This is a genomic window from Acinetobacter sp. yr461, assembly GCF_900110445.1.
In the GTDB taxonomy this organism is placed as follows: Bacteria; Pseudomonadota; Gammaproteobacteria; order Pseudomonadales; family Moraxellaceae; genus Acinetobacter; species Acinetobacter calcoaceticus.
This window is the reverse complement of sequence record NZ_FODU01000011.1, coordinates 51312-69182: the sequence shown is the minus strand read 5'-3', so window position 1 is coordinate 69182 and position 17871 is coordinate 51312. Positions and strand designations below refer to the sequence as shown.

Below are 17871 nucleotides of genomic sequence, written 5' to 3'. Positions count from 1 at the left end.
CATGAACTTCACAGTATCACTCTCTACGCTTATGCCTTTAGCTCCGGTGATGATTGTTGCTTTGACAACAATCGTCGTCATGCTATTAATTTCTATTAAGCGTAATCATAATTTAATCGCAACAACTTCTGTTGTTGGTCTAAACCTCGCTGCACTTTATATTTTATTTGCAGTATTTGGCGGTAAGTTTGTACCGGCAAATGTGATGGGCATGTTTATGGTTGATCCATTTACCATGTTCTATCAATTTATGATTTTGATTGCGGCATTGGCTTGTTGTACTTTGTCTCATGCTTACATCGAAACTTATAAAGATAACCGCGAAGAACTATATCTTTTGTTACTTGCTTCAGTAGCAGGTGCAATGTTGATGGTTGCAAGTTCTCACTATGCATCGTTCTTCATTAGCCTTGAGTTAATGTCGATTCCTGTATATGGCTTACTTGCTTATACCTATCAACGTAGTAGTTCACTTGAAGCTGGTATTAAATATCTTGTACTTTCAGCGACAGCTTCTGCAATGCTGTTGATGGGTATGGCATACATCTATGCATATACTGGTTCGCTTTCATTCTATGATTCTGTACAGGCGTTATTTGGTGCAATCAAACAGCCAATGGTGTTATTAGGTTTAGCACTCATTATCTTTGCTGTTGCATTTAAATTATCGCTTGCGCCATTCCATAAATGGACACCAGATGTATATGCAGGTGCACCAGCGCCAATGGCAACCTTCTTGGCGACCGCTGCTAAAGTTGCAACAATTGGTTTGTTCGTGCGCTATATGCTTGCTTCAGGCGCAATTATGGTGGACTCGTTAGTCACTATTTTGACAATCATTGCAGTATTGTCGATTTTAGTGGGTAACTTACTCGCTGTTCGTCAAGTTAACTTAAAACGTATTCTTGGTTATTCATCTATTGCTCATTTTGGTTATTTGTTAATTGCTTTAATTAGCATGACTTATGCGAGCTTGGGTAGCGTAACTGTATATGTGGTGTCTTATGTATTAACAACTATCGGTGCTTTTGGTGCGGTAGCGTTAATGTCTAGCCCATATAACAACGTAGATGAAGCACAAAGCCTTGCAGACTACCGTGGTTTGTTCTGGCGTCGTCCAGTACTTACAGCAACTTTAACAGTCATGATGCTATCTTTGGCTGGTATTCCATTAACAGCGGGCTTCATTGGTAAGTTCTTGGTTGTAATGGCTGCTGTAACAACTCAACACTGGTTCTTGGCTGCAATGATTATTGTGGGTAGTGGTATTGGTTTGTACTATTACTTACGTGTGATGGTTGTAATGTATATGACACCACCAGAAACTCCTCGTATTGATGCAGATGCTCATTGGGGTCAAAAAGTAGGTGGTTTAATGGTATTGGCTGCTGCTGCATTAGTTATTATTTTGGGTGTTTACCCAGATCCAATGATTAATTTGGCATTAAAAGCAGAAATTTTATCTCCATTACATTTCATGCTTTCACAACAACAATAATTCTAGTGTACAAAAAAGCCTCCAAATCTGGAGGCTTTTTTTTATTGGGCATTAAAAAAAGATTATAATAAATACGTTTTTATATTTTTAGGTAACATCTGTGGCCATTCAAGAAATTCGTCACCCACTTATTCGTCATAAATTAGGTTTGTTACGTCGTTCTGACATCAGTACTAAGAATTTCCGTGAGCTTGCTCAGGAAGTGACTATGTTATTGACGTATGAAGCAACAAAAGATTTACCAGTTGTGGATTGTGAAATTAATGGATGGGCCGGAACTGTTACTACTCAGCGTATTGCTGGTAAAAAAATAACGATTGTACCGATTTTACGTGCAGGAATTGGTATGCTAGATGGTGTACTTAATCTGATTCCAAGTGCAAAGGTTAGTGTTTTAGGTCTTGAACGTAATGAAGAAACATTGGAAGTTCGTACTTATTATAAAAAACTAGTTCCAGATGTCGCTAATCGTCTTGCAATGATTATCGATCCAATGTTGGCAACAGGTAATTCATTAGTTGCTGCTATTGATGTGTTAAAGGCAAGTGGCTGTAAAGATATACGTGTTATGGTATTAGTTGCTGCCCCAGAAGGTGTTGCTAAAGTTGAAGCCGCTCATCCAGATGTACAGATTTATACAGCATCTATTGATAATGGCTTAAATGAACAGGGTTATATTGTTCCTGGTTTAGGTGATGCGGGCGATAAAATTTTTGGTAGTGTCCAAAAAGACTAATTTTTGAAATAACGATAAAAAGAGACTTAATCAAACCGTAAAGTTTTGAGGGCGGATTGAAAGTCTCTTTTTAATTTTCTGCTGTAATAACAGTATTGAAAAAGTAGGGTAAAGATCATGAAGCAAGAGTTTTATACCGGAAAAGTTAAACAATATGATCCTGACAAAGGATTTGGTTTTATTGGAACGGCTGAAGGAGATATTTTCTTTCATATTTCGGATTTTCCTGCATCAGAAGGGGAACCGAAAAGAAATGAAAAAGTGAAATTTCTCGCTGTAGATAATCAGGGGAAATTTAAGGCTATAAAGATTGAACGTATCGATCCTAATCCGTCTAAAACCAAAAAAACTCAAATTACCGATCATAATAAAGCGATTACAACAGAGTTGTTATCACATTTTCGACGTTAATAGTGTTCTCAATCTTCAAGGCTATCTTGGGCTGAGATTGGCAGAGAAGATTTTTGATCGCGTTTGAAACGAGTAAGTAATACAAAATTAAGGGAGGTGTTAACTTCCCTTAATTGTTTTAAGTAATAAATAATAAAATGAAAAGAATGGTGAGTTATCTGAGAACAACTCAAGATGGCACTAGAAGATCAGGTCTTAAACCTGCTCTTCACAGAATTGTAAGAATGCTTTGAGGCCAGGACCTTGGTATTTTTGACGGTGTACCAACATGTAAAGTGGGCGAGTAAGTTGCCAGAATGGTGTATCTAAAATAACTAATTGTCCTTTTTCAATTAAAGGTTCAATAGCGAGTTTAGAGATACAAGACATTCCTAAACCACCAGCAACGATTTTCAAAATTGCTTCATTGTGGCCTAGGGTGAGGCGAATATTAGCGTCTGGTAGATCTTGCAAAATAGCATTATCAAACACTTCACGAGTTCCCGAACCTTCTTCACGTAAAATCCATTCAACTTGATAAAAATCATGTGCTGTTAAAGGTCGATTTAAACGTGCTAGCGGGTGATTAGGGGAGCAGCATACAGCAAGCTCGTCATCTCGCCAGTGAATGCATTGAAGTTGAGGCAGATGACACGAGCCTTCAATTAATGCCAAATCAAGTTGAAACTGATTAACCGCTTCAATCATTTGGCGTGTATTGCCCACCTGTAATTGCAAGTGCGCCTTAGGATGAGATTGTAAAAAGTTCGCCATTAAATCTGGCATGAGGTAATCACTGATCGTTAGAGTTGCCCCAATACGTAAATCAATGCTTTGCAACTCACCTTTTGCAGCTTGCTCAAAAGCCTCACAGCGACCTAATATTTCTAGCGCTTGTGGCAATAAAAAGCGACCAAGATCATTAAGTTGTAGTCGTTTACCTAAACGATCAAATAGAGGGGCACCAAGACCATCCTCTAAATCGGCTAAAGCCATACTTGCTGCACTTTGCGTCAGTCTGACCGCATCACTGGCTTTGGTGACAGTTCCTTCTTGAGCGACTGCTACAAAAACAGCCAACTGGCGTAATGTCATGCGCATGTTTAAAAAGCCTTAACGTTTAAAAGTATTCATTATTTCGGCTGTCATGCTAACATGAGCGCACTATTTCATGCCACGTTGAAATCATGTCAATTGAAAAATTTAGCGTAGAAAAAGTTTTATCTGTACACCGCTGGACTCCAACTCTTTTTAGTTTCACCATGACTCGCCCTGCACATTTTAAATTTACGGCTGGGCAATTTGCACGTCTTGGACTGAAAGTTGGAGAAGAACTTGTTGTTCGTGCCTATTCGGTGGTGTCTTCTCCATTTGATGAAACGCTAGAATTTTTCTCGATTGTGGTACCTGATGGCGCATTTACCTCAAATCTTCAACATTTGAAGGTAGGAGATGAGCTTTATTTAGAAAAAATACCATATGGTTATCTTACTTTAGCTCGCTATCAACAGCCTTTACCGCATGATTTATGGTTATTGGCAACAGGTACTGGCTTAGCTCCATTTTTATCGATGCTACAAGACTTTGAAACATGGTCGAAATATCAAAAGATTAATTTGGTTTACAGTGTACGTACCGCAGCTGAGTTAGCTTATGTTGATCGTATTCAAGAGATTGCTGAAACTTTTGGAGAAGGGCACGTATGTTTTAAATTTATTTCAATTATCACTCGTGATCCATCAGCACAATTACATGATCGTTTGCCGGTTTTGATTGAAAATGGTGAATTAGAAAAAGGTGCTGGTATAGAATTGAGCCCCGCAACAAGCCATGTCATGCTTTGTGGAAATCCACAAATGGTGGATGACACGAAAGAGGCTTTAAAACGCCGTGGTTTGACGATGAATCGTCGAGGTGAGGGAAATATTGCAGTAGAAAATTACTGGTAATAAATGGCAATTAAAAGAACTTTAAAATTATTTTTATGGATATGTTTATTAATGGACAAACATATCCATAAATTCACGAATTTCGGAAATCGCACTGTCTACATCGCTTGAAAGCCAAGTTGGCTCAAAAAGACCTGCATAGTGTTCTAAACGTTCTTGGGGAACAACTAAGCGAACAGGACAGTCTTCTTCAAGTAAACGCCAAGGTAAAATCGGAACTTCATTGTCCAGAAAAATATTGATATTACGAATATCAACAATCATGGCGTTAATGCAGTCAGGAAATGGCATAACTGAAAATTCTTCAGTGCGACGACGAAAATACTCCAGATCACCCCATTTGAGTTCATAACTTGGTTTATTAAATTCAATAATACCAATGAGATGTTCGTCCCTTGTCTGGTGAATATAACATTGATGTGTGACGTCAGTGTCGAGATCAAGAGTTACGTTTTGCTGACGATACATCATAAAATAGAGTAGCTTTAAAACATGGGGGCTTATTATAGCCTATTTTCTAAAAAGTAAGCGCTAAAACATATTGTATTACAAATGGGACATAGACGAAGTTTGTGAATAACTAGAAATTATTTTTAATCGTCTAAATTAATGTGTGCAAATTTTATACTATTTTTATTATTTTAAAAGTAGAGTTTTGCAATCACAGACACCTTCGCATAATGCTTTTTCACACAATGCAACAAAGCAAATTGCTATGATGAATATAAAGTTAATGATAATAGAAGAGGGGAAAGAAGATGCATGATTTTTCAAAACCACCTCATGTGACGAGTCCTGAAGAAACTGCGAAAAAAAGAAGATTGCCAGTTTATATTTTAATTATTGTTGGGCTTTTTCTTCTTGCGCTTATCGTTTATATGGTTGCTGACCACAACCAGACTCCTAAACAAGAGGGAGCTTTTCAAAATGAGACCACACCACATGTAATTAAGGGTAGTTCAGATTTGAATTTAAAGACCTATATAGGGTAATAAGCGAATCAGTTTATCTTGATATCAAGCCTTTAGGTGTAAACCTGAAGGCTTTTTTGCAACCTTTTGCATCAATTTGTTGTATTTATGCAGAAGTGTGTTGATTAGAAAATATTCAAAACATAATGTGAGATAGACCACATTCATCGTCATTTTTTACAACGAATGGTGTTTCCTAGAGATAACACTGAAAAGAACAGAACAATTGAGGACATAACAATATGAATGATTTTTTTGATGGGCCTCGCGGCGCTCAATTTGATGCAATGTATTACTGGGATCAGTTTCATCCTATTCTGGCTGCGATAGTGATCTTATTAGTTGGTTGGATAATTGCTTTATTGGTAGCAGCAGGTGTGAAAAAGCTACTACAAAAAGTAAATACCAATGCAAAACTATCCTCAGCCACTGGTCGAGCCCCCAATATTGAAGGCTTAATTTCCAAAGTCGTATTCTGGTTTATCTTAATCTTAGCTGTTGTTGCGGCTCTAAATGTACTTAACATTAGTGGAGTAAGTGGCCCGTTCAGCAATATGGTAAATCAGGTACTCGTCTATATTCCAAATATTATTGCTGCTGTGGTGGTGGGTTTTATTGGTTGGATCGTTGCTCGACTGGTGCGAGCAGGGGTTACCAATGTTTTATCCAGAACCCAACTCGATGATAAGTTAAGCAGTGAAGTGGGTGTAGGTGGAATTAGCCAAAATATCGGTGAAATTCTTTACTGGCTTGTATTGTTACTTTTCCTTCCGATTGTTCTTTCAATATTAGGATTAACAGGCTTACTGATTCCAGTTCAAAATATGGTAAATGACGCCGTAGCGTTCTTACCAAATATCTTTATTGCTGGCGTTATCGTTTTTGTTGGTTATATCTTGGCAAAAATTGTACGTGGTATTGTTGAAGGTTTAGTAAATAGCTTAGGTGTTCAGGCTCAAGCTGAAAAAATTGGTCTTTTCAAAAGCTCTAATGTAGGCAAATTCTTAGGTTCGTTTGTTTTTGCCATCATTATTATTACAACATTGATTGTAGCGTTTGAAGCTTTAGGCATTGAAACAATTTCTCAGCCAGCAACAGCAATGCTGAATGAAATCTTGCAGGCGATTCCAAACATTATTGCGGCTGGTTTAATTTTACTGGTTGCTTATATTGTTTCTCGTTTTGTGGGGCGTTTGGTTGCAGAGTTAATTGCTGGCACTGGTGTTGATGAAATTCCTGCTAAATTAGATGTACAACGCTTTTTGGGTCAAACTAAAGTTTCTAGTGCTGTCGGTTGCCTAATCGTATTCTTTACCATGCTATTTGCGGTTTCTGAAGCTGCGGATCGTCTTGGTTTCGACCAAATCAGTGGTCTAATTGCAATGTTCATCCATTTCGGTGCAAACATTCTGTTAGGTGCTGTTATTTTGGTTATTGGCTTCTGGCTCGCAAATGTTGTGGCGAACGTGGTGCAACGTGGTGAATATAATAGCTCGCGTTGGTTAGCTAGTTTAGTTCGTGTCTTAATTATTGGTCTAGTACTTGCGCTTGGTTTAAGAGCGATGGGTATTGCAGATTCAATTGTTAATCTTGCATTTGGTTTAACTCTAGGTGCGGTTGCAGTGGCTTTCGCTCTTGCATTCGGTTTAGGTGGTCGCCAACCAGCAGAACGACTTTTAACTGATTTGTTAGATAAAGCTAAGAAAGAAGCGAATCAACCAAATCCTCTTTATCAACCGCCTTCTAGTACGACTAGTGCGGCTTCATCGACAACTACATCTGCGCCAATTACTCCACCATCAACAGTTTCATCTGATGCAAAACCAGCAGATTCTGTGCAGGTGAATCCAGCGCAACCTCCAGTCAATAAACCATTTGGTTCTACGGGGGAAAATGATGAAATTTAAGGGAATTAAATTAAATTTCAGATAAACAGTACAAAAAATCTTTGATTTTTGTGATAAGTTCGACCACTCTATATTGAGTGGTCGTTCTTTTTTGGCCGTTATAAAAACAAATAAGTGAGGAAAATACGATGAAGAAACCAGGTCGTTTTTTAGCACCAATTGTCATTGCCGGAATTACGGTAGGTTTTTTAGCGAGTGCTTATAAGTTTGTATTTAGTAAGTCAGAAAACTCGAAACAGACTACTTCCCAGCCGCAAGATTCACAGAACGCATCAAATAGTTCGAAAAACTCAAATTAGCTTATACGTATTGAGCAGCAGCATAGGCAGAAGACCATGCCCACTGGAAGTTATAACCTCCTAAATGGCCAGTTACATCGAGTACTTCGCCAACAAAAAACAATCCTTTCTGCTTTTTACTTTCCATAGTCTTGGAAGATACTTCTGTTGTATCTATTCCGCCTAAAGTAACTTCAGCGGTACGATATCCTTCTGTTCCAGATGGTTTAACTGCGAATCCATGTAATTGCTCGGCAATATGATCTAGCTGTACATCACTGATATTACCAATCGCTGTTTCGCTCTGCTCTGACCATATGAGTTGTTGTAACTCTTGGATGATACTTTTGGCAGTAAACTCATTAAGAAGAGTACGTAATAAAACTTTAGGCTGTGTTTTCTTTTTATCTTTTAAATAAGTCACTAAATCTTGGCTTGGGAAAAAGTCAATTTTAAAACTTTCTCCTGAATTCCAATAGTTTGAAAGCTGTAGGGAGCTTGGTCCACTCAAACCACGGTGGGTAAATAATAATGCTTCAGTAAAGCTATTTTTTGAGTTGCTTAACGTCACATCCAAAGCATTACCACTTAAACGTGTGGTCACTTCTTTAATATGGTCTGAAAAAGTAAATGGAACTAAACCTGCACGAGTTGGAAAAACCTGATGTTCAAATTTTTGTGCTAGTTCATAGCCAAAACCAGAACCGCCTAATGTTGGAATCGATAAGCCCCCAGTAGCAATAACTAAAGAATCACAAGTGTAATGTCCTTGATTGGTATTTAGTGAAAATCCACCTTTTTCCAAGGGTGTAATTTGTCCAACTTCGCAATGGGTTTGAATATCTACATTTTTAGTTTTATTACACTCACTCACCAGCATTTCTAAAATTTCTTTAGCGCCGTTTAGAGTAAATAATTGCCCGTGTTTACGTTCTTCATAGGCAATTTTATAATCACATACCAAACCGATAAAGTCCCAGTTGCTATAACGTGACAGGGCTGAAATAACGAAGTGCGGATTATGAGAAATATAGTTATCAGGTTCTACATATAGATTGGTGAAATTACACTTACCACCACCCGACATTAAAATCTTTTTACCAATTTTATTGGCTTTTTCTAAAATTAAAACCGAGCGCCCGCGTTTAGCAGCATGTGCAGCCAACATGAGTCCAGAAGCACCTGCACCTAAGACAATGACATCGACATGACTGTTAGACATAAGAGATTCTCGATTAATCTTGAAAATTAAAAAGGGGCATATACTATCATGCCGACACTTACTCATGCTAAAGACATTTATCGGTATGAGGAGCGATATCTCCTAAATATTAATGAATCAGTAGCTTAGCTTGTTACTTATATCGGCCTGTAAGCCACCAGAATGAATTGCCAGAATGCGAGTTCCTTCAGGGAAATAATTATTTTTGATAAGGTCAAAGAGACCGAACATCATTTTTCCCGTATAGATCGGTTCAAGAGGTACCGCATGTTGCTCTTCAAAGTTTTGGATAAATGTGAATAGCTCAGATGAAGTTTTAGCATAACCACAACAACAGTAGGCATCTGTCAGTGACCAATTCTGTTTTTTAGTCCACTGCATAATATCTTGTTGTAGAAAGTCGCCTTTTAATGCTGAAAACCCTAGAACCTTTTGATGTGGTGCACTTTGTTCAATTAGTCCTGAAATAGTCCCACCAGTTCCGACTGCACAGCAAATCACATCATAGTTTTGTAAATCGCTTTGACTGAGAATTTCCTGACAGCCTTGAACTGCTAGCTCATTAGAACCGCCTTCAGGAATAATGAAAGTTTCAGGAAATTGATTGTGTAATTGTTGAAGGTAGTTTGCGTCATCTCTCAAGCGATATTCAGTGCGCGAGACAAAATGTAGATGCATTCCTAAACTTTGAGCTTTTGCTAAGGTTGAATTAAGAGGTTTATCAGCTAACTCTTCACCACGAATAATGCCTACACTTTTAAAGCCAAAGAGATGAGCTGCATATGCAGTTGCAGCAATGTGATTTGAATAAGCCCCACCAAAAGTCAAAACACGTGATAATTCTCGTTGCTGCGCTGCAAGTAGATTGTATTTTAGTTTGAAAAATTTATTCCCCGAGATTTGAGGATGAATGAGATCTAACCGCTTAATGTCGAGATGCAGGGAGTAGGGTAGTTGAATATGTTGATAAGGAACGGATTGAGCAATGTGATCAAACATTAGAAATTGAGAAAATAATGATTGATCACATTGTAGCTTTTTAAATAGAACTTTAAAAAGCTCTTTACGAGTTTGTATCGACAGAAGTAACTACTGACATACCTGGACGTAAATGTTCCATTCCTTTTTGATTTGGGTCTATGGTGATGCGCACAGCAATACGTTGAACAACTTTAGTAAAGTTACCTGTTGCATTGTCAGGTTTTAATACACTGAACTCGGAACCCGCAGCAGGAGAGATCTGTTCAACATGTCCAGTAAATTTTTTGTGTTTCATGGCATCGACTGTAAACCATGCCTTTTGCCCAATCCGCATATTGGTAATCTGGGTTTCTTTAAAGTTGGCAATCACCCAAGTTTGCTGGGGAATGAGGTAGAGTAATTGTGATCCTGCTGCTACATATTGACCAACACGTGGGTTCACTTCACCAAGTTGACCCTCCATTGGGGCAACAATGACACTATAGTCTTTGGTGGTTTGTGCTTGATCTAACTGTGCTTTAGCGCTTGAAACTTGTGCTTCTAAGCCGGCTTCTGCGACTTGTGCTGTTTTAAGCGCTTCATTTGCAACTAATACATTGGCTTCTGCCTGTTTAAGGGCTGCAAGGTTATTTTCTGCATCTGCCGCGGCTTTATCTTGCTCAGACTTAGAGGCTGCACCACTATTTCCTAACTGTTGATAGCGTCTAAGCTGTGCTAAAGAGAGTTCGTATTGAGCTTTTGCTTGATCCACTTTGGCTTGTGCCGCCACAATATCAGCTTGTTTTTGGGCAATGGATTGAGTTTGATTGGCTAAAGTATTTTTAGCTTGCTCAACACCTGATGCTGCTTGAGTTACTTTTTGGTCGTAAGTGGTTGCATCAATATGCATGAGCACTTGACCTTTTTTGACATGATCAAAGTCTTTAACGACTACATCTTTAACGTAGCCATTAATTTGTGAAGATAAAATTGTGGTTTTACCTTTGACATAACTATTGTCAGTTTGCTGAACACTGGTTGCAAATGGCCCGATTCTCCATGCCCATAAAATCACTAAAATACCGACAATAAGAACAACCAGCATCCATAATAAAGTTGAGCGTTTTGTCGGAATGAGTTTACTTGCAGGTGCAGGTGCAGGTGCAGGTGTTGGCTCGTTGGCAGGTGCCTGAGCAGGTGTTTGTTCTGGTTTGTTTTGATCATCTGACATATATCAATCTCAATTTCTATTTCATCAAATACGAAAGCCGTTAAGGACGGCTAATTCCTCTGCGTTGTAGATATTTACTACGTGCAATATTAAATCCACCCCATAAGAGTAGGGCGACGGCAAAAATACCGTTTAATGCAATAACGTCATTGTAGGCTCGCACTTGGGCTTCACGAGTGACCACTTGATTAAGTGAGCGCATGGATTGAGCTGTTTGTAATGCTGGGTCAGTAGTGGTGATTGATGCACTGCGTTGATAGGTAGAGAGCCTTTGAGCGACTAGAGGGTCTGCTTGTTCTAAATCTTTAATGATCTCTGCCTGATAGTTCTGTGTACGGTGCTGTTGATAGGTCGAGAAGAAAGAAGACCCGACCAGACCACCGAAAGTTTGGGTTGCAGAGAACAACACAATAAAAGTCACCACATACGAAGGGCCTTTAGCCAAGGTTTGTGCAAAGCCAATAAGAAGTAATGGTCCAATGAATAAACCGCCAGCAAAACCCACTAAGAACTGACTTGCAAAGAAGTTTACCGGTCGAACATCACTGGTTAAGTGATAATCTAGTCCACATGCAACCAGAATCAAAAACTCTGCAAAAAGTAAGTGGAAGATAATTCGTTCGCGTGAAAAAGTAAGTGCACTAAAAAGTGTTCCGCTTAAAATCCCTATGAATATCACAACATAGAGTGGAACAAATTGATCAGGTCCCATTCCCATTGTTTTTAAGAAGTTAACAGCAGCATAGCTTTGCTCTGACATTAAAAGACGTATTGCAAAAGCACCAAAAATGAAACGTAGGGTTGAAGAGGCGCCTAGCCAACGCGTCATAATCAGTGGATTGGCACGATAGTGTTCGTAGAGTAAACCGAGCACAACTAGGCTAAAACCTGCCATTAATACGTAAGCAAGCCATTCGCTATTAAACCACCATAAAATTGGACCTTGCGTCAGCACGATACATAAACATGCAAAACCTGGAGCCAGTAAAGCAAAGGTGAAGAAATCTTGCTTCTCAAAAACATAAATTTTTAAGCTACGTGGTAATTTCAATGAAACGACCATGGCTAAACAACAAAGTGCTAAGCCGAGCTCAAAGGTGTAAAGAACAGACCAACTGTCTGTACTTACAAGGAAAGGAGAAATAATCCAAGCCAAGGGTACGCCAAGTTGCTGAAAGCCGAAGGCGATATATATTCCTTTTGCCATGTCTGCTTTTTTAAAGGCTTGCATGGTGTAATACATACCTAAAGAGCTTAGTGGTGCACCCGCTAAACCAGCCACAACTCGAGCAAATAGTGCCATTTCATAGGTATGCACAAAAATATGCAAAACAAGAACCGCAATAAAAATAACCAGCCCTATTTCTGAAAATACTCTCAGGCCATATTGTTGTCTGGCTTTAAACAAAATTAGATTTGAGCTGACATTTGCCATGACATAGGCCGCAGGCAGCCAAGCAGCTTCGGAAGGGGTAAGACCGTATTCACCTTGGATTAAAGGTAAGTTTGCCGTAATAAAACCATTACTTAAGCTTGCCGAAAGAGCGATAAATAAACCGATGAAAAAGTAAATAAACCGCTTAGGTACAGAGTGTGCAATCGCTGCTGGTGAACCAGGTAGAGTCGGTTGTTCTTCTGGCGTCCAGTCGGGTGGTGTTTCTAAATAACGAGGCGTTTTACTCATTCTATCCCTCGAATTTTTTGTACTTGAATACCATGAAATAGTAATTCAATTGCTCGTTTTGCTAAGCGAGTCTGTTCTTCTGGTTCATGTCCTTGAAATGAAGAACCCAACATAGCAGTGACCATTGCATAGTCATCAGCAGTGAAATCAGCTCGGCATAATTTTTGTTCTATCGCATTTTCAATCAGTGGATTAAGTGCATTATTTCGCCGTTCATAGATTTTTAACATAATTGGGTCTTGTCGATCAATTACTCTCCAAAAATCTTGCAAAATTGCGAGCTTGGGAAGCTGCCCAATATGTCCTTCAATTAAACGAAATAAACCATCTTCGAATTGTTGAAAATGAGCTGCTTTTTGCTCTAGCTGTGTAATCGCACGTTCTAAAAGTGCGCTAATTAAAGCTTTGCGATCGCAAAAATTACGATAGAACGTTGCTCGTCCTACACCAGCATGGTCAATCACAACTTGTAAGGGGACATTGATGCCATGAATACGAAAACATTCTTCGGCCGCATTAAGTAATTCATCCCGATTATGGGCAGCAATTTTTTGACGTTTACTCATGTCATCGATTGGGGAGTCTTAAAGGTTATATATTTAACGGACATTTTTGTCCGTTGTGAAGAGATAAATTGTAAAACATGAAAATTCACTTTTCATCATTTATATTTTCTGCATTTTTATATGCGTCATAAAAAGCTGCTAGAATACCGCGCAATTGCGTAATGCTAGGTCAATACAATGTTTGAGTCCCTTATTCCTCTTTTTTCAATTGCGATGGCATTGATGCTTGGAGCAATAAGCCCTGGGCCAAGCTTTATTTATGTGGCACAAAATTCAATTTCTAAATCACGTAAACATGGTTTGTTCACGGCTTTAGGAACGGGTACAGGTGCGGCTCTGTTTGGCTTATTAGCTGTTATGGGATTACAAGCGGTTTTATTGGCTGTACCTTCTGCTTATTTAATTTTAAAAATTGGTGGTGGGCTTTATTTACTTTGGCTAGCTTTTAAAATTATTAAGCATGCCAAAGAACCAATTGCAATGGAAAATGATGCCAAATCGAAAATGACCTATAAACAGGCATATCGATATGGTTTGATTACTCAGTTAAGTAATCCAAAAATCGCAGTTGTATTAGCAAGTGTATTTACTGCTTTACTGCCGAAAGAAATCCCAAATTATTACTACGTCGCATTGCCAGTGATTTGTTTTATGATCGATGCGGGATGGTATTCATGTGTTGCAATGCTGCTATCTTCAGAGAAGCCTAGAACAATGTACTTAAAGGCAAAAACTGGTGTTGACCGAGTTGCTGGAAGCATTGTTAGCCTATTGGGTTTAAAGTTAATTTTCTTCAAATGATAAGTCTTTAATTAAAATATCTAAAAAATCCAAAGCCAGCGATTTATAGTCTGGCTTTATTTTTGCGTAAAATATATACAAATTGAAATATCTTTTTTAGCACTTAAACATTTAAAAAGTGGTAACTTAATAAATAAAACAAAAAGAAATGAGGATCACGTTATGAAAAAACTAATGGTGAGCATTTCTGTAGTTTTTCTCATCTTAACTACAGGATGTGAGATGAGAACGATGAGTAAGCAACCTCCAGCAAATGAGCGGACCATGAGTATTGTTGGCACTCCAGTTCATGAAAAGGATTATAAAATTTCCGATATCCAAGCGAATAATCATGAGCAATCCAACTATTAAGTTACTTGCAGGATGTGCGACTTACTGTATTTTGAGTATGGTCAATGCATGTGAACCTGCATCTTTAGATTGGGAGCTTTTTCAGGGAAAATATGATTTAAATCATGATGGAATGTACAGCCTAAAAGAATTTCAACGTGTTGAGGATTTTTATCCTTATAACTGGCCCAGCGATAAACGTTTTCAAGGCGAAAACAAGCATATAGAGTTATTTCATTATTTAGATGAAAATAAGAATGGCTATTTAACAAATGAGGAGTTAGGAAACATACATGTTTTATTTAATAACCCTTGTGAAGGGTGGCCGTGGTCGTAATTTAAATTCACTTATTTATGTTTCTTAAGAACTCGAATTTTAAAAATAAAAAAGCTTCCAATTTAGGAAGCTTTTTTTATGAAGGCAGATTAAGAAACTTTATCGCCTGGTTTTGCACCGCTATCTGGTGAAATAATGAAAATACCTTCACCATTTCCAGCAGCAAGTACCATTCCGTTTGAAATACCAAAACGCATTTTACGTGGTGCAAGGTTAGCAACCATAACGACCAGTTTACCTTTTAAATCTTCTGGTGCATATTGGCTACGAATACCACTGAATACGTTACGTGTTTCAGCTTCACCAACGTCTAAAGTAAGTTGAAGTAATTTATCTGAACCTTCAACTGTACCTGCTTCAACGACCTGAGCAACACGTAAGTCAACCTTTAAGAAATCTTCAATACCAATGATTTCTGCTTCACCAACTGCTGGAACAGGAGCCGCTTTTTTCTCGGCAGCTTTGTCCTTTTTCGCCGCTGCTTTAGTTGCTTCTGGAGCAGGAGTACCTAAAGACTCTTTAGATGCATCCACCATTGCTGCAACAGCTTTTGGATCAACACGTTGCATAAGCGGTTGGAACTGTGCAATCTCATGGCTTACAAGAATTTGTTTACGTGACTCGAAATTGAAGCTCTCAAGTTTTAAGAAACCTTGAACTTGCTCAGCCAAAGTTGGAAGAACTGGAGCTAAGTACACAGCTAATTGACGGAACAAGTTGATACCAACTGAGCACACATCAAGAACTTGTTGTTCTTGACCTTCTTGTTTAGCAAGTGCCCATGGCTTTTTCTCGTCAATATATTGGTTTGCACGATCAGCAAGCGCCATAATTTCACGAATAGCCATTGAGAATTCACGTGCTTCATATGCGCTAGCGATTGAATCACCTGTATCAATAAAACTTTGCACCAACTCAGATTCTACACATTCAGTAGATAAAGTATTGTTAAAGCTACTGTTGATAAATTTAGCACAACGGCTAGCAATATTGACGACTTTACCGACTAAGTCAGAATTTACTTTTTGAATAAAATCATCAAGATTTAAATCAGAGTCTTCAACTTTATCTGAAAGTTTAGATGCAAAGTAGTAACGTAAATATTCTGGATTTAAATGCTGTAAATAAGTCTCTGCTTTAATAAAAGTACCACGAGACTTAGACATTTTTTGTCCGTTCACAGTCAAGAAACCATTCACAAATAAGCCTGTTGGAGTGCGATAGTTTGCACCATCCAACATTGCAGGCCAGAACAATGCATGGAAATAAACAATATCTTTACCAATGAAATGGTAAACATCGTTTTGACTGTCTTTTTTCCAGAAATCATCAAAACTTAAATCTGGGCGTTTAGTTTTGATGTAATTTTCAAAACTCGACATATAACCGATTGGTGCATCTACCCAAACATAGAAGTATTTATTTGGCGCATCAGGAATTTCAAAACCAAAATAAGGTGCATCACGGGAAATATCCCAATCGGTTAAACCCGACTCAAACCATTCATCTAGCTTGTTTGCAATCGAAACAGGTAATCGACCTTCATCACGGGTCCATTTCTGTAAATACTCAGCAAAGTTCGGTAGTTTAAAGAAATAGTGATCTGAAGATTTTTCAACTGGCGTTGCACCACTTAAAGTTGAACGTGGGTTAAGTAGTTCAGTTGCATTATAGGTCGTACCACAAACTTCACATGAGTCGCCGTATTGGTCTTCTGACTTACATTTTGGGCATGTGCCTTTAATGAAACGGTCAGACAAGAACATGCCTTTTTCTGGGTCAAATAATTGAGTTACAGGGCGAACTGCAATATTTCCAGCTTCACGGTTTTTAATATAGATATCTGTTGAGCGGGCTTTGTTCGCATCGCTATGAGTTGAATCGTAATGATCGAAATGTACGCCAAAACCGTCAAAATCACGGATGTGTTCTTTTTGAACATTCGCAATTTGCTCTTCTGGGCTAATACCATTTGCTTCGGCACGTAGCATAATTGCTGTACCGTGAGCATCATCCGCACATACATAAGTCACATCATGACCCATTGCTCGCATGGCACGAACCCAGATATCTGCCTGGATGTAACCGAGTAAATGACCCATATGAATTGGACCATTAGCATAAGGGAGGGCATTAGTGACTAAAATTTTACGCACGGATTTCATTCTCTCATTCGTATTTATAAGGTGGAAGATTTTAACTGATGCAGGGAGATAAGCAAAGATTAATAATCTTTGGCTTGGCGCAAGAGGTTTCTATAAAAATGGGTTTCGGTCAGAGAGCGTTTCTCTTTAGAACAGATAAACAAATCAAAAAATATTTGAATCTTCCTGTATTGTCTTTGTTTCAAATTGCAGTTACGGTCAGAAAATAAGCCATAACGATGTATAACTAATAACTTATTCAGGTAATTTTTTAATTAACTACGAGGATAACAACGATGACTACTGAAAATAAATTAGATGAGTTAAAAGCAAAAGCGGCAGATGCAAAAGTACAAGGTGAAAAAGCTTTGGAAGACTTAAAGGAAAACGTAAAAGCTAAAGAAGCGGCTGGTAAAGAAGCTGTTGAAGATAAAGTAGATGAATTAAAGGCCAAAGTGGCAGATGCAAAAGTTCAGGGTGAAAAAGCTTTGGATGATTTAAAGGAAAATGTAAAAGATAAACAAGCTGCTGGTAAAGAGGCAGTTGAAGATAAAGCAAATGATTTGAAAGGCAAACTTGAGGATGCTCAGCATACCTTGCAAGATAAGTTCGATCATTTACGTACAGAAGCGGGTCATAAACTTGATGACGCCAAAGCCAAAGCAGTAGAGTTAAAAGATGAGGCTGCAACAAAATTTGATGAGTTAAAAACGCAAGCAACGGCGAAATTTGATGAGTTGAAGAAAACAGCAACAGATAAGTTAAATAAATTGAAGCACCATGATTCTGATGAGTAAGTTTATTTAAACTAAAATCTGCACTCCTTACCTAAAAGATGGAAGCTTGAAAATTAGCAATTCTTCATCC

Annotated in this window: 19 protein-coding genes; 11 read left to right on the top strand and 8 right to left on the bottom strand. The window is 38.3% G+C overall.

The annotated features are described in order from the left end of the window. Position 1: 1 nt before the first annotated feature. The 3 genes from nuoN to BMW38_RS14565 all read left to right on the top strand — a co-directional run bounded on the left by nuoN (position 2) and on the right by BMW38_RS14565 (position 2645). A complete protein-coding gene (gene nuoN, locus BMW38_RS14575) occupies positions 2-1498 on the top strand; it encodes an NADH-quinone oxidoreductase subunit NuoN (RefSeq protein ID WP_003653461.1) in 1497 nt (498 codons plus the stop codon). A gap of 100 nt (positions 1499-1598) precedes the next feature. Continuing rightward, a complete protein-coding gene (gene upp, locus BMW38_RS14570) occupies positions 1599-2234 on the top strand; it encodes a uracil phosphoribosyltransferase (RefSeq protein WP_003653460.1) in 636 nt (211 codons plus the stop codon). A gap of 117 nt (positions 2235-2351) precedes the next feature. Further along, on the top strand, positions 2352-2645 hold the full coding sequence (locus BMW38_RS14565) for a cold shock domain-containing protein (RefSeq protein ID WP_005042841.1): 294 nt from the start codon (positions 2352-2354) through the stop codon (positions 2643-2645). 195 nt (positions 2646-2840) lie between these two features. On the opposite strand, the gene gigC is transcribed toward BMW38_RS14565, so the two are convergent. After that, the gene (gene gigC, locus BMW38_RS14560) at positions 2841-3725 is read right to left on the bottom strand and encodes a LysR family transcriptional regulator GigC (RefSeq protein WP_092709339.1); all 885 of its coding nucleotides are present in this window, start codon (positions 3723-3725) and stop codon (positions 2841-2843) included. A gap of 86 nt (positions 3726-3811) precedes the next feature. Here gigC and BMW38_RS14555 point away from each other — a divergent pair, with 86 nt between their 5' ends. Next, positions 3812-4573: a ferredoxin--NADP reductase gene (locus BMW38_RS14555; RefSeq protein ID WP_092709336.1), complete on the top strand. Its 762-nt coding sequence runs from the start codon at positions 3812-3814 to the stop codon at positions 4571-4573. A gap of 48 nt (positions 4574-4621) precedes the next feature. On the opposite strand, the gene BMW38_RS14550 is transcribed toward BMW38_RS14555, so the two are convergent. After that, complete coding sequence (locus BMW38_RS14550; RefSeq protein ID WP_170834073.1) at positions 4622-5041, bottom strand: hypothetical protein; 420 nt, start codon at positions 5039-5041, stop codon at positions 4622-4624. A gap of 290 nt (positions 5042-5331) precedes the next feature. Between BMW38_RS14550 and BMW38_RS14545 the strand changes: the two genes are divergently transcribed. The 3 genes from BMW38_RS14545 to BMW38_RS14535 all read left to right on the top strand — a co-directional run bounded on the left by BMW38_RS14545 (position 5332) and on the right by BMW38_RS14535 (position 7750). Beyond that, the gene (locus BMW38_RS14545) at positions 5332-5565 is read left to right on the top strand and encodes a hypothetical protein (protein WP_016139123.1); all 234 of its coding nucleotides are present in this window, start codon (positions 5332-5334) and stop codon (positions 5563-5565) included. A gap of 221 nt (positions 5566-5786) precedes the next feature. After that, positions 5787-7451, top strand: coding sequence for a mechanosensitive ion channel (locus tag BMW38_RS14540; RefSeq protein WP_092709329.1), 1665 nt, complete (start codon positions 5787-5789; stop codon positions 7449-7451). 128 nt (positions 7452-7579) lie between these two features. Then, entirely contained in the window at positions 7580-7750 is a 171-nt protein-coding gene (locus BMW38_RS14535) for a hypothetical protein (protein WP_003653446.1), read from the top strand. A 1-nt stretch (position 7751) separates the two neighbouring features. Here the strand turns inward: BMW38_RS14535 and BMW38_RS14530 are convergent, their stop codons facing one another. The 5 genes from BMW38_RS14530 to BMW38_RS14510 form a co-directional block, all read right to left on the bottom strand. After that, positions 7752-8951: an NAD(P)/FAD-dependent oxidoreductase gene (locus BMW38_RS14530; RefSeq protein ID WP_092709327.1), complete on the bottom strand. Its 1200-nt coding sequence runs from the start codon at positions 8949-8951 to the stop codon at positions 7752-7754. Positions 8952-9068: 117 nt separating this feature from the next. Beyond that, entirely contained in the window at positions 9069-9950 is an 882-nt protein-coding gene (locus BMW38_RS14525) for a 1-aminocyclopropane-1-carboxylate deaminase/D-cysteine desulfhydrase (RefSeq protein ID WP_092709324.1), read from the bottom strand. 64 nt (positions 9951-10014) lie between these two features. Beyond that, positions 10015-11142, bottom strand: coding sequence for an HlyD family secretion protein (locus tag BMW38_RS14520; protein ID WP_092709321.1), 1128 nt, complete (start codon positions 11140-11142; stop codon positions 10015-10017). 40 nt (positions 11143-11182) lie between these two features. Beyond that, on the bottom strand, positions 11183-12826 hold the full coding sequence (locus tag BMW38_RS14515) for an MFS transporter (protein ID WP_092709318.1): 1644 nt from the start codon (positions 12824-12826) through the stop codon (positions 11183-11185). Then, positions 12823-13392 (bottom strand): TetR/AcrR family transcriptional regulator, encoded by a 570-nt coding sequence (locus BMW38_RS14510; RefSeq protein WP_092709315.1) that lies wholly within the window; start codon positions 13390-13392, stop codon positions 12823-12825. Before BMW38_RS14510 ends, BMW38_RS14515 begins: the two co-directional genes overlap by 4 nt. 177 nt (positions 13393-13569) lie before the next feature. Between BMW38_RS14510 and BMW38_RS14505 the strand changes: the two genes are divergently transcribed. From BMW38_RS14505 to BMW38_RS14495, 3 genes are all read left to right on the top strand, one after another. Beyond that, positions 13570-14193: a LysE family translocator gene (locus tag BMW38_RS14505; protein ID WP_004641496.1), complete on the top strand. Its 624-nt coding sequence runs from the start codon at positions 13570-13572 to the stop codon at positions 14191-14193. Between the two features lie 162 nt (positions 14194-14355). Then, positions 14356-14544, top strand: coding sequence for an NF038215 family lipoprotein (locus BMW38_RS19495; RefSeq protein ID WP_003653431.1), 189 nt, complete (start codon positions 14356-14358; stop codon positions 14542-14544). Then, a complete protein-coding gene (locus tag BMW38_RS14495; protein ID WP_092709312.1) occupies positions 14525-14860 on the top strand; it encodes a calcium-binding protein in 336 nt (111 codons plus the stop codon). The genes BMW38_RS19495 and BMW38_RS14495 overlap by 20 nt, the downstream gene beginning before the upstream one ends. Before the next feature lie 89 nt (positions 14861-14949). Here the strand turns inward: BMW38_RS14495 and metG are convergent, their stop codons facing one another. Then, complete coding sequence (gene metG / locus BMW38_RS14490; RefSeq protein ID WP_092709381.1) at positions 14950-17016, bottom strand: methionine--tRNA ligase; 2067 nt, start codon at positions 17014-17016, stop codon at positions 14950-14952. A gap of 284 nt (positions 17017-17300) precedes the next feature. On the opposite strand from metG, the gene BMW38_RS14485 reads away from it, so the two are divergent. Beyond that, positions 17301-17801 carry a hypothetical protein gene (locus BMW38_RS14485; RefSeq protein WP_004641505.1) on the top strand — a complete coding sequence of 167 codons (501 nt, stop codon included), beginning with the start codon at positions 17301-17303 and terminating at the stop codon, positions 17799-17801. Positions 17802-17871 lie beyond the last annotated feature (70 nt).

Excerpts from the sequence above, each read along its gene's own strand:
- nuoN (WP_003653461.1), top strand. The coding sequence starts at position 2 with ATGAACTTCACAGTATCACTCTCTACGCTTATGCCTTTAGCTCCGGTG.
- BMW38_RS14565 (WP_005042841.1), top strand. The coding sequence starts at position 2,352 with ATGAAGCAAGAGTTTTATACCGGAAAAGTTAAACAATATGATCCTGAC.
- gigC (WP_092709339.1), bottom strand. The coding sequence starts at position 3,725 with ATGCGCATGACATTACGCCAGTTGGCTGTTTTTGTAGCAGTCGCTCAA.
- BMW38_RS14555 (WP_092709336.1), top strand. The coding sequence starts at position 3,812 with ATGTCAATTGAAAAATTTAGCGTAGAAAAAGTTTTATCTGTACACCGC.
- BMW38_RS14550 (WP_170834073.1), bottom strand. The coding sequence starts at position 5,041 with ATGTATCGTCAGCAAAACGTAACTCTTGATCTCGACACTGACGTCACA.
- BMW38_RS14545 (WP_016139123.1), top strand. The coding sequence starts at position 5,332 with ATGCATGATTTTTCAAAACCACCTCATGTGACGAGTCCTGAAGAAACT.
- BMW38_RS14540 (WP_092709329.1), top strand. The coding sequence starts at position 5,787 with ATGAATGATTTTTTTGATGGGCCTCGCGGCGCTCAATTTGATGCAATG.
- BMW38_RS14535 (WP_003653446.1), top strand. The coding sequence starts at position 7,580 with ATGAAGAAACCAGGTCGTTTTTTAGCACCAATTGTCATTGCCGGAATT.
- BMW38_RS14530 (WP_092709327.1), bottom strand. The coding sequence starts at position 8,951 with ATGTCTAACAGTCATGTCGATGTCATTGTCTTAGGTGCAGGTGCTTCT.
- BMW38_RS14525 (WP_092709324.1), bottom strand. The coding sequence starts at position 9,950 with ATGTTTGATCACATTGCTCAATCCGTTCCTTATCAACATATTCAACTA.
- BMW38_RS14520 (WP_092709321.1), bottom strand. The coding sequence starts at position 11,142 with ATGTCAGATGATCAAAACAAACCAGAACAAACACCTGCTCAGGCACCT.
- BMW38_RS14515 (WP_092709318.1), bottom strand. The coding sequence starts at position 12,826 with ATGAGTAAAACGCCTCGTTATTTAGAAACACCACCCGACTGGACGCCA.
- BMW38_RS14510 (WP_092709315.1), bottom strand. The coding sequence starts at position 13,392 with ATGAGTAAACGTCAAAAAATTGCTGCCCATAATCGGGATGAATTACTT.
- BMW38_RS14505 (WP_004641496.1), top strand. The coding sequence starts at position 13,570 with ATGTTTGAGTCCCTTATTCCTCTTTTTTCAATTGCGATGGCATTGATG.
- BMW38_RS19495 (WP_003653431.1), top strand. The coding sequence starts at position 14,356 with ATGAAAAAACTAATGGTGAGCATTTCTGTAGTTTTTCTCATCTTAACT.
- BMW38_RS14495 (WP_092709312.1), top strand. The coding sequence starts at position 14,525 with ATGAGCAATCCAACTATTAAGTTACTTGCAGGATGTGCGACTTACTGT.
- BMW38_RS14485 (WP_004641505.1), top strand. The coding sequence starts at position 17,301 with ATGACTACTGAAAATAAATTAGATGAGTTAAAAGCAAAAGCGGCAGAT.